The sequence below is a fragment of the Streptomyces sp. NBC_01092 genome, from assembly GCF_045039535.1.
Classification (GTDB): Bacteria; Actinomycetota; Actinomycetes; order Streptomycetales; family Streptomycetaceae; genus Streptomyces.
In genome coordinates this window covers 772,294-783,115 of sequence record NZ_CP108659.1, presented here as the reverse complement: position 1 = coordinate 783,115, position 10,822 = coordinate 772,294, and the positions used below count along the sequence as shown (strand labels likewise).

At 71.3% G+C, this 10,822-nt stretch carries 8 protein-coding genes; 5 read left to right on the top strand and 3 right to left on the bottom strand.

The window, feature by feature from the left end; genetic code table 11:
• The first annotated feature begins 11 nt into the window (after window positions 1-11).
• The 3 genes from OG254_RS03300 (at window position 12) to OG254_RS03290 (ending at window position 3,395) form a co-directional block, all read left to right on the top strand.
• Entirely contained in the window at window positions 12-257 is a 246-nt protein-coding gene (locus OG254_RS03300) for a DUF397 domain-containing protein (RefSeq protein WP_351185829.1), read from the top strand.
• A gap of 151 nt (window positions 258-408) precedes the next feature.
• Entirely contained in the window at window positions 409-906 is a 498-nt protein-coding gene (locus OG254_RS03295; RefSeq protein ID WP_019758880.1) for a hypothetical protein, read from the top strand.
• Window positions 907-1,160: 254 nt separating this feature from the next.
• Entirely contained in the window at window positions 1,161-3,395 is a 2,235-nt protein-coding gene (locus tag OG254_RS03290; RefSeq protein ID WP_405594824.1) for a glycosyl hydrolase family 95 catalytic domain-containing protein, read from the top strand.
• A 4-nt stretch (window positions 3,396-3,399) separates the two neighbouring features.
• Here the strand turns inward: OG254_RS03290 and OG254_RS03285 are convergent, their stop codons facing one another.
• Both OG254_RS03285 and OG254_RS03280 read right to left on the bottom strand, forming a co-directional pair.
• Complete coding sequence (locus tag OG254_RS03285) at window positions 3,400-5,298, bottom strand: N-acetylmuramoyl-L-alanine amidase (protein ID WP_405577063.1); 1,899 nt, start codon at window positions 5,296-5,298, stop codon at window positions 3,400-3,402.
• A 288-nt stretch (window positions 5,299-5,586) separates the two neighbouring features.
• On the bottom strand, window positions 5,587-6,729 hold the full coding sequence (locus tag OG254_RS03280) for an aminoglycoside phosphotransferase family protein (RefSeq protein WP_351185838.1): 1,143 nt from the start codon (window positions 6,727-6,729) through the stop codon (window positions 5,587-5,589).
• Between the two features lie 244 nt (window positions 6,730-6,973).
• Here OG254_RS03280 and OG254_RS03275 point away from each other — a divergent pair, with 244 nt between their 5' ends.
• On the top strand, window positions 6,974-8,467 hold the full coding sequence (locus OG254_RS03275; RefSeq protein WP_405577062.1) for a hypothetical protein: 1,494 nt from the start codon (window positions 6,974-6,976) through the stop codon (window positions 8,465-8,467).
• Between the two features lie 79 nt (window positions 8,468-8,546).
• On the opposite strand, the gene OG254_RS03270 is transcribed toward OG254_RS03275, so the two are convergent.
• Complete coding sequence (locus OG254_RS03270) at window positions 8,547-9,953, bottom strand: PP2C family protein-serine/threonine phosphatase (protein WP_405577061.1); 1,407 nt, start codon at window positions 9,951-9,953, stop codon at window positions 8,547-8,549.
• Between the two features lie 429 nt (window positions 9,954-10,382).
• On the opposite strand from OG254_RS03270, the gene OG254_RS03265 reads away from it, so the two are divergent.
• On the top strand, window positions 10,383-10,796 hold the full coding sequence (locus OG254_RS03265) for an SsgA family sporulation/cell division regulator (protein WP_405577060.1): 414 nt from the start codon (window positions 10,383-10,385) through the stop codon (window positions 10,794-10,796).
• Window positions 10,797-10,822 lie beyond the last annotated feature (26 nt).

Here is a 10,822-nt window from a genome sequence, read left to right as displayed (position 1 = left end):
GGAGCACGGACGTGGCCGAGAGCACCACCATCCAGCAGCAGCCGCTCACGGGCTGGGACAAGCCGGAGCTGGACCTCAGCAGCGCCGACTGGCACTCGAGCAGCCGTGGACTGGGGGATGTCCAGATCGCCTTTGTCGAGGGGTTCATCGCGATGCGCAACAGCGGCAGCCCGGACAGCCCTTCCCTGATCTTCACGCCTGCCGAGTGGGGCGCGTTCGTGTCGGGTGCGCGCGAGGGCGAGTTCGACCTGACCTGACGGAGCGGACGACGGTGGGCCGGCGGGCGGTGGCGCCGCGCGCCGGACCGCCCTGCTGAGCGCGGCGGCGCCGCGGGACGATCCGTGCTCGATCGGGGGTGAACGAATGCCCTCACGTCACGGAACAGGTCCGGCCACGTACCATGGCGACATGTCGTTCCTCCGCCGCCGCAGCGCCACGCCCGCCGGGCCCGACTTCGACGTACTGGCCATGGACCCGGGCGACTGGCCGGGCAATCTGGGTGCGGGACTGCTGCCCGCCCCCGACGGCAGCTGCCAGGGCGTCTTCCTGCGCTACGACCTCTTCGGCGGCCGCGGCCCGGCGATGATCATCGGCAATCTGCCCGAGGGCTCCCCGGCCCGCGAGGTGGCGGAGGGCGAGATCCCGTTCGAGGTCGCCCAGCTGCTGCTGGCCCTGGAGAACGACGAGGACGTCACCGTCGTCGGCAGCGAGGACGTGCCCGTGATGCAGGGCGACAACCTCCTCATCGTGCGGCGCCTCAAGCTCTCCGAGAGCCGGATCTCCTGCGTGCAGTTCGACCGCAGCGACAATGTCCTGGTCACCATCGCCGCCTGGGACCGCCCCATCACCGACGACCTGTACGCGCTGCTGAAGCCGCTGCCCGCGGAGCTCTTCCAGCAGGGCTGAATCGTCACCTCACCCTGTCCCTGACCCTCACCGGGCGGGCCGTCGGCCGGACAGGCCTCTGCTGGTGTTGTCATGACCCTTGCCGCTGAGTCATCGGATCTCTAGCGTCAGGGGTCATGTCGTATGAGCCGCATGGGATCACCCGAAGGACCACCTTGAAGGCAGCGGCGGTAGGGGCCGGAGGGCTCACCCTGGGGGCCGGGGGCACGGAGGCTACCGCCGCCGATTCCTCCGATGTGTCGCACACGCCGTCCGTGCTCTGGTACGCGGCACCGGCCGCCGACTGGGAGCGCGAGGCACTGCCCATCGGCAACGGTGCACTCGGTGCCATGGTGTTCGGCACCCTCGCCTCCGAACGCCTCCAGTTCAACGAGAAGACCCTTTGGACCGGCGGCCCCGGCTCCGTCCAGGGCTACGACCACGGCAACTGGCGCGCACCCCGCCCCGGCGCGATCACCGCCGTACAGGACGACCTGGACACCCGGACCACCCTCGACCCCGAGTCGGTGGCCGACCGGCTCGGCCAGCCGAGGATCGGCTACGGCGCCCACCAGACCTTCGGCGACCTCCACCTCGACCTGCCCGGCGCACCGACGACGCCCCCGCAGGACTACCGCCGTCGGCTCGACCTCGACAACGCCGTCGCCTCCGTCACCTACACCCACCAAGGCGTCCGCCACCAAAGGGACTTCTTCGCCTCCCACCCCGACGGTGTGATCGTGGGACGGCTCACCGCCGACCGGCCCGGCAGCGTCACCTTCACTCTGCGCCACACCTCGCCCCGCGCCGACTTCACCGCCACCGCCGCCGACGGGACCCTGACCGTGCGCGGCGCCCTCGCCGACAACGGGCTGCGCTTCGAGGCACAGGTCCGGGTGCACGCCGAGGGCGGCGCCGTGACCTCCGGGGCCGACGGGACGATCGCCGTGACCGGGGCCGACAGCGCCTGGTTCGTCCTGGCCGCCGGCACGGACTACGCGGACACCTACCCCGACTACCGCGGCCGGGACCCGCACGCCGCCGTCAGCCGTGCCGTAGGGCGCGCGGGCGAGCGCTACCAGAGCCTGCTCGACCGGCACGTCCGCGATTACCGGGCCCTGTTCGGCCGGGTCGGCCTCGACATCGGCCAGTCGCTCCCCGCGGACGTCCCCACGGACCGGCTGCTGTCCTCGTACACCGGCGCCGCGAGCGCGGCGGACCGCGCCCTGGAGGCCCTCTACTTCCAGTACGGCCGCTACCTGCTCATCGCCTCCTCACGACCCGGCTCCCTGCCCGCCAACCTCCAGGGCGTCTGGAACAACAGCACCACGCCCCCGTGGTCCGCCGACTACCACGTCAACATCAACCTCCAGATGAACTACTGGCCCGCCGAGGCCGCCAACCTGGCCGAGACGACGGCGCCCTACGACCGCTTCGTCGAAGCCCTGCGCGCCCCCGGACGCCGTACCGCCCAGGAGATGTTCGGCTCACGGGGCTGGGTCGTGCACAACGAGACCAACCCGTACGGCTTCACCGGCGTGCACGACTGGGCGACCGCGTTCTGGTTCCCCGAGGCGGCGGCCTGGCTCACCCAGCAGCTGTACGAGCACTACAGATTCGGCGGCTCCACCGACTACCTGCGCACCACCGCGTACCCGGTGATGAAGGAGGCCGCCGAGTTCTGGCTCGACAACCTGCGCACCGACCCGCGCGACGGAACCCTCGTCGTCACCCCCGCCTACTCGCCCGAGCACGGGGACTTCACCGCCGGTGCGGCCATGTCGCAGCAGATCGTCCACGACCTGTTCACCAGCACCCTCGAAGCCGCCCGGACCCTGGGCGACGCGCCCGACTTCCGGCGCCGGATCGAGGACGCGCTGAACCGGCTCGACCCCGGCCTGCGCATCGGCTCCTGGGGCCAACTCCAGGAGTGGAAGGAGGACTTGGACGACCCCACCGACACCCATCGGCATGTCTCGCACCTGTTCGCCCTCCACCCCGGACGCCAGATCGAGCCCGGCAGCGCATGGGCGCGGGCCGCCGAGGTCTCCCTGAGGGCACGCGGGGACGGCGGCACCGGCTGGTCCAAGGCCTGGAAGATCAACTTCTGGGCCCGGCTGCGCGACGGCGACCACGCCCACACCATGCTCGGCGAACAGCTGAAGTCCTCCACCCTGCCCAACCTCTGGGACACCCACCCGCCGTTCCAGATCGACGGCAACTTCGGCGCCACCTCCGGCATCGTGGAGATGCTCCTGCAGAGCCAGCACGACGCCATCGAGGTGCTCCCCGCCCTGCCCGCCGCCTGGCCGGCCGGCTCGGTGCGCGGCCTGCGCGCCCGCGGCGGTGCCACCCTCGACATCGAGTGGGCGGACGGCAGGGCGACCCGCATCGCCCTGAACGCGTCACGGACCCGCGAACTCACCATCCACAGCGACCTGTTCGAGGCCGGACAGCACACGTTCAAGGCAGTGGCCGGGCGACGGTACAGCTGGGAGAAGGAGGACTGATCCGCTACGACCCCGAGGCCACGACGTTCACGTCCGCCGCCCGCACGAACGCCACCCGGTGACCGAACTGGATCTCGTAGTAAAGGTCCTTGCCGACCACGACCCGGTGTGACCCCTCGTCGAAGTCCACCGCGTAGTAGTACTCGCCCGGCACCTGGCCACCCACCGCGTACCGCTGCCCGGCGGGCAAGGTGTACGGCAGCGGTGACACGGCCTGCGCGGGCACGTCCGCCGGATAGGCGTCGGACTCGGGATAGGCGCGCCCGTACACCGGGACGCTCTCCAGGCCGTCCTTCGGGGTCACCACATCACCGGACGCGTGCACGGCGGTCGGACTCTGCTGCGGGTTCCTGAACCACGCCTTCTGGCCCAGATACCAGATCGCCGTCCAGTCACCGTCCTGTCCGGCGACCGCGTACTGCTGCCCGGTCGACACCCGCGAGGACAGGTCGTTCACGCCCTTGGTCGGCTCCGAACCCAGCCCGACGTCCTTGATCAGGGGATACGACTCGCCGGGCCCGGAGTACAGGCGCACCGCGCTCGAACCGTGGTCCGCGCAGGTCTGACCGGCGGAGACACAGCCCGTGTACTCGGGCCGGTTGGTGGCGTAGTCGGGGCGGATCGTCACCAGGCCGCCGTTCGGGCCGGCGGAGGGCTCGATGGGGCGGCCGAGCAGCTCGAAGTAGTGGCGCCAGTCCCAGTACGGGCCCGGGTCCGTGTGCATGCCCCGGACCGTCGACGCGGTCGGGCCCGGCACGGTGTCGTGGCCGAGGATGTGCTGCCGGTCCAGCGGGATGTCGTACTCCTTCGCGAGATACGCCACCAGGCGCGCCGAGGACCGGTACATCGCCTCCGTGTACCAGGCGTCCGGCCGCGCCAGGAAGCCCTCGTGCTCCAGACCGATCGACTTCGAGTTGATGTACCAGTTGCCCGCGTGCCAGGCCACATCCTTGGCCTTCACATGCTGGGCGATGTGGCCGTCCGTGGAGCGCAGTGTGTATTGCCACGACACATAGGTGGGGTCCTGCACCATGGTGAGGACACCCTCCCAGGCGCCCTCCGTGTCGTGGATGACGATGTAGTCGATGTCCTGTGCGGCCGGCCGGTCACCCAGGTCGTGGTTGCCGTAGTCGCCGTCCCCGAACTCCTCGTGCGGGGCCGGGATCCACTCGCAGGACACCGTGGGCGGGCACTCGGTCTCGCCGGCCTCGGGCGTGCGCAGCCCCGCCCGCCGCAGCTGCCCGGTGTCGGGGGACAGGCCCGGCTGCGCGGCCAGGGCCACCAGCTGGCCCGCGTCGGTCTGGCGTTCCTGGCCGGTGCGCAGCACGGCGTAGACGTCGTTCGCGTAGGCCGCGGCCGTCGCGGTGTCATCCGCACCGGAGAAGCGGGCCACCGCGCCGTACCAGTCCGCCGGATCCGAGCTCATCGGTGCGCCGAGCTCCTTCTGCGCGGCGGCGAGCAGTGCGGCGCCGCCGGCCACGTTGGCGGCCGGATCCGTACGCAGCCGCGCCCGGCTCATTCCGGTCAGTTCGGCCGCCTTGGGCAGCGTCCTGAGCCGGGCCGGGATCCCGGAGGTCTTCGGCGGTTTCACCTTCGGGTGCAGAGCCGCACGGGCGCCGTCTCCCCGCGCGTCCTCCGAGCCGTCGCCGTGGTGCGACGCGGACTCGGCGAGCGCGGTACTGGCGTCGGTGAGGTGCATCGGGCCGTACCCGCCGGTCACGCTGGGCGCCCCGGCGTGCGTGTCCCAGCGGGACTGGAGGTAGGAGACGCCGAGCAGGACGCTCGGCGGCACGTGATACCGGGCGGCGGCGGAGGTGAAGGCCGACTGGAGGCCGTGATCCGAGCCGCGGGCGTCGGACGGGGCCGCGCCGAGCAAGGGGAACAGCAGTGTCGCGGCGGCCATGGCGGTGACGGATCCTCGCAATGCAGCCTCCTGGGACGGTCGGGCGCGATGAGCCGTGCGGGGCCGGGCCTGGGTCCGTGGTACCGGCTGTCCGACGATCCGTCAATCATGCCAAGGGCCGGGTGAATTCCCTTGTCAAGCCCGATTCCCGGGAGTTTCGTGCCGAGCGCCTCCTGGCCTGCGGGGCGTCAGTGGCGTACGCCAATGGCGGAGCGCAGGAATGGCCGGGCACACGAAAGCCCGCGGTACGGCACTGTCTCCAGTGCGTACCGCGGACCACCGTCCCCGTCAGCGAGTGCCGACCGCCGCACGTACGGCCCGGCGGGCCAACTGGCAGTCGTCGTGCAGCCGCCGTAGCAGCAGCCGCTGTTCCTCGCCGGACGGCGCAGCACCCGGGTGGGCCACTCCCGATGCCGCCGGGGTCGAGTCGTGCATCGAACGCTGCACGGCCGTCTCATAAGTACGGATCTCGCGGGTCAGCACGAGCATCAGGTTCACCAGGAACGCGTCCCGGGAAGCCGGGCCCGCCGTCTGGGCGATCTGGCTGATCTGCCGCCGGGCCACCGGTGCGTCCCCGAGCACCGACCACAGCGTCGCCAGGTCGTAGCCCGGCAGATACCAGCCCGCGTGCTCCCAGTCCACCAGCACTGGACCGGCCGGTGAGAGCAGGATGTTCGAGAGCAACGCGTCGCCGTGGCAGAACTGGCCCATGCCCTGGCGGCCCGCGGTCGCCGCGATGCCGTGCAGCAGCTTCTGCAGATCGCCCATGTCCCGGTCGGTGAGCAACCCCAGCTCGTGATACCGGGAGATCCGGGCCGCGTAGTCCAGCGGGGCGTCGAACGTGCCCGCCGGCGGCCGCCACGCGTTGAGCCGGCAGATCGCGCCGAGTGCCGCCCTGATGTCCGCACGCGGCGGCACCTCTATCGGGTGCCGCTGCAGTGCCGCCACCCGGCCCGGCATCCGCTCGATGACGAGTGTGCAGTTGTCCGGATCCGCCGCGATCAGTCTCGGCACGCGCACCGGAGGGCGGTGCCGGACGAACGAGCGGTATGCCGCTATCTCGTGCCTGATGCGCTCGGCCCAGGCCGGCGACTGGTCCAGTAAACACTTGGCGACGGCCGTGCTGCGCCCGGTCGTGCCGACCAGGAGTACGGACCGCCCGCTGCGGCGCAGCACCTGGACCGGCGCGAACTCCGGGCAGATCCGGTGCACCGACGCGAGCGCGGTACGCAACTGGGTGCCCTGGGGGCCGGACAAGTCGAGTCTCCCGCTGAGCGGTTGGGTGCCGAGCCCCGCGGCGCGCGGCGGTCGGCCCGCGCCGAGCACGGGGGCGGCCGCCGGCCGCGCCGGGGCGAGGTAGGGGCCGCCGCCCGCCGGGCGGGCATGCAGCGACCGGGGCGGGGCGGACACGGAGGACGATGCTGCGTACATGGGAGATACAGATCCCTTCGTGTGCCTGCGACGTCATTGCGCTACCCGGCCCGGTCCCTCGGGTGCACCCTGGGGAGTGCGGCCCGTTGTTCAAAAGGCGACCGGGTCGGGGTGGCGCGTTCCTACCTGACACCCGATGCCCAGTGGCACACCATCTGGCGCACCCTGGCGAACCCTGGCGAATAGTCCCGAGGCAACTCTCACCGGGCTACTGTCAACTCAGCCGAGAACCTGGGGGCTTGACGTGAGCGGAGAACCCAACACCCGCCTGGCGGACCTGTTCGGCCTGGCCGGCTGGTCCAAGGGCGAACTCGCGAGGTTGGTCAACCGGCAGGCGGCGGCCATGGGCCACCCCCAGCTGTCGACCGACACCTCGCGGGTGCGGCGGTGGATCGACATGGGAGAGATCCCGCGCGATCCCGTGCCGCGGGTGCTGGCAGCCCTGTTCACCGAGCGTCTCGGCCGTGTCGTGACCATCGAGGACCTCGGTCTGGTCCGGCACGGGCGTGGTGGGAAACGGCAGGACGCCGGGAATGTGGAGCATCCCGACGGTGTGCCGTGGGCGCCCGAACGGACCGCCGCGGTCCTCACCGAATTCACGGGAATGGACCTCATGCTCAACCGACGCGGCTTGGTGGGCGCGGGTGCCGCGCTCGCCGCGGGATCCGCACTCAGCAGCGCCATGCACGACTGGCTGCAATCCGACCCGGCCCTCAAGGCCGACGCCCCCCAGTTCGACGACCCCCTGCACGCCGACCCCGCCGGGTTCGACCGCTATGAGGCCGCCCCCATCGGGTCGCAGGAGATCGAGGAACTGGAGCGCTCGGTGGAGGTGTTCCGGGCCTGGGACGCGGCCCGCGGCGGCGGGCTGCAACGCAAGGCAGTCGTGGGGCAGCTCAACGAGGTGGGCGGCATGCTCGCCTACCGACACCCCGAACATCTCCAGCGGCGCCTGTGGGGCGTCGCCGCCAACCTCGCCGTCCTCGCGGGCTGGATGTCGCACGACGTCGGCCTGGAGCCCACGGCACAGAAGTACTTCGTCATCGCCGCCCACGCAGCCCGAGAGGGCGGCGACCGGCCCCGCGCCGGAGAGGCGCTCTCGCGAGCGGCTCGCCAGATGGTGCACCTCGGCCGGCCCGACGACGCACTCGACCTCATGAAACTCGCCCAGTCCGGCTCCGGTGACGAGGTGCTGCCGCGCACCAGGGCCATGTTCCACACCATCGAGGCCTGGGCCCAGGCGTCGATGGGCAAGGGCCAGGCCATGCGCCGCACCCTCGGTCAGGCGGAGGACCTCTTCGTCTCCGACCGCAGTGACGTGCCACCGCCGAGCTGGATGCAGACCTTCAAGGACGAGGATCTGTACGGCATGCAGGCCCTGGCCTACCGCACGCTGGCCGAGTACGAGCCGGGTGCGGCCGCGCACGCCCAGCACTACGCGGAGAAGGCCCTGGCCCTGCGGATCGACGGCCGGGAGCGCTCGAAGATCTTCGACCATCTGTCCATGGCGTCCGCCTGCTTCATCGCGGACGACCCCGAACAGGCCGACCGCTACGCACGGCTGGCCCTGATGTCGATGGGTTCGAACTCGTCCGGCCGTACCTGGGACCGGCTCCGGCAGATGTACCGGCTCACCGCCGAGTACTCCGGCTACCCGAAGATCCACGAACTGCGGGAGGAGATCCGGTTGGCGCTGCCCAGGGCGAAGAGGCCGGGCGGCGACAGCGCACGAGCATGACAGCGCACAGCCATAGGGGGACTGTGCCGCTGACCGGTTCGCCAAGGCTCCGGGGCAGCGCCCTCGGGAGCGTCACCTTCTAGTACATGACCCTGGCCACGAGCACGCAGGCGTCGTCCGCGCGCTCACTCTCACCGAACTCGTCGACGACCAGCCGTAAACAGTCCTGCGCCGTGCCTGCCTCGCCGAGGCGGGGGCCCAGGTCGAGGAGGAGGTTCACGGAGTCCGCCGCGCTGTGCCCCGGCACCAGTCCGTCGGTGTGCAGCATCAGCAGGTCGCCCACCTCCAGTGTCTCCTCGGCCTGTGCGTAGACGGCGCCCGAGGTGGCGCCCAGCAGGACACCGCCCGGCGCGTTCAGCCTGCGCCCCGTCCCGTCGCGGAACAGCAACGGGGCGGGGTGCCCGGCTTGCGCCCAGGTCAGGGTGCGGGTGTCAGGGCGGTAGCGGCAGCAGACGGCGCTGCCGAGGGCCGGCTGGACGGTGGCGTCGAGCAGTTGGTTGAGCCAGGACATGAGCTGCCCCGGCTGGGTGCCGGCCATCGCCATGCCGCGTACGGCGCCCAGCAGGGCCGCCATGCCGGATGCCACGGCCACGCCGTGGCCGGTGAGGTCGCCGACGCTCAACAGCGTCTCGCCGTCGGCCAGTTCGAGCGCGTCGTACCAGTCGCCGCCGATCAGCGCGGTCGTCGACGACCGAAGACATCGGGCCGCGAGGTCCAGCGTTTCGGGGCCCTGGTGCGGGAGCCGCAGGGAGCCGCGCCACGGCGGCAGCACAGCCTCCTGCAGCTCGACCGCGAGCCGGTGCTCGGTGTGCGCCCGGTGGCGCTGGAGCGAGTCACGGGTCTCGCTCACGGCGCTTTGGCTTCGGCGCAGTTCGCTGACGTCCCGCAGCACGGCCCACATCGAGGCGGTGCTGCCGTCAGAGTCGAGCACGGGCTCGCCCATCATGTGCACGGTCCGGGCCTCGCCGTCGGGACGCACGATCCGGAACTCCCCGTCGATGGGCTTGGCGTCGACCAGGCAGTCGGTGACCATCGACGTCAGCTTGCGCCGGTCCTCGTCGAGCACGACGGACGGCAGCTCGTCGAGGGTGAGCGGCGCGGCGCCGGGGTCGCGGCCCAGGATCTGATAGAGCTCGCCGGACCAACTGGCCTCGTCCGTCAGGAGGTTCCACTCCGCGCTGCCGACCCGGCTGAGCAGTGAGTCGGGTGAGGGAGAGGGCGGCGCGGCCGAGACGGTCGGCGACACCGGGGATGGGCCGTCGCGCAGCTGGCCCAAGTGCTCGTCGAGGTCCTTGAGCTGGTGCAGCGCGAGGTCGTACAGCGCTCGCTGCCACCGCTCCCGCGGGTCCGATTCGTCGCTCTGCGTGTCCCGCCGCACGGCGTCGACGTCGCCCTTGAGGCGTCGCGCCTGCGATATGAGGGCGTCGACCGAGCCGCGCCCTGGCGGCTGAGCGGCGGGGTGGTCCGCAGAGAGATGGGGCGGCATGACGCACTCCGATGCGGGGACGGTACGACCAAGGATGACGGAAGGACCGTTACGACTGTTGCACAGCCTGCGACGCCCCGTAAGGGATTTGGCAACACCCGATTCGGTGGTGCGTCCGGCATATGCCAGAGTCTCCTCGGAGGGCTGGTGTGGTGCGAACGGCGTACGTCGCCGGAGGGGTCAAGTCGTAGGTGACGTACGGGTTTTGATGGGCTGAGGGGGCGATCCTACGGCCCTCATGCGCATGTTCGACGGCCGGATGTTCTAGGGGTGGGGCGGCGCTAGCCGCCGGGTGGTCGGTCCCACGTGCCGGGAGTGACGCAGCTCACAAAATTGACGCGCGTTCCGGTGTAATGCAAACGGGGACTGCGGAGTCGTAAAAGCACAGCGGCAAAACCGTCCGACCGCCGACCGCAGGGGAGACCGCCCATGGACATCGCCCTCGAGCAGCCCGCCCGCGCCCGCCTCATCACCGGCGAGGAGCGCGAGGTCCCCGTGCCCGCCAAGCTGCGGTACGCCTCCACGGACCCGCTGGCGGTGTACATCGACTTCCCGGGCGAGGTCTCCCTCGACGGCCAGGGCGCCACCTGGACCTTCGCACGCACCCTGCTGGAGGCGGGGCTGCGCGGGCCCGCGGGGGACGGGGACGTGCACATCTGGCCGAGCGGCGACGAGCGGACGGTCGTGGAACTGCACTCGCCGTACGGCATGGCACTGCTCCAGTTCGACACCGGCGCCCTGCACCGCTTCCTGCTGCGGACCTACGCGGTGGTCGCGGCCGGTGAGGAGGATCTGGAGGCGGTCGTGGAGCGCGGTCTGAGCGCGCTCTTCGACGGAGTGTGAGGAGGCGGGCGGACCGCCACGCCTCC

Bases quoted from the DNA above. Each gene is read 5' to 3' on its own strand.
- OG254_RS03280 (WP_351185838.1), bottom strand. From the start codon at position 6,729: ATGTACGCAGCATCGTCCTCCGTGTCCGCCCCGCCCCGGTCGCTGCAT.
- OG254_RS03270 (WP_405577061.1), bottom strand. From the start codon at position 9,953: ATGCCGCCCCATCTCTCTGCGGACCACCCCGCCGCTCAGCCGCCAGGG.
- OG254_RS03285 (WP_405577063.1), bottom strand. From the start codon at position 5,298: ATGGCCGCCGCGACACTGCTGTTCCCCTTGCTCGGCGCGGCCCCGTCC.
- OG254_RS03265 (WP_405577060.1), top strand. From the start codon at position 10,383: ATGGACATCGCCCTCGAGCAGCCCGCCCGCGCCCGCCTCATCACCGGC.
- OG254_RS03295 (WP_019758880.1), top strand. From the start codon at position 409: ATGTCGTTCCTCCGCCGCCGCAGCGCCACGCCCGCCGGGCCCGACTTC.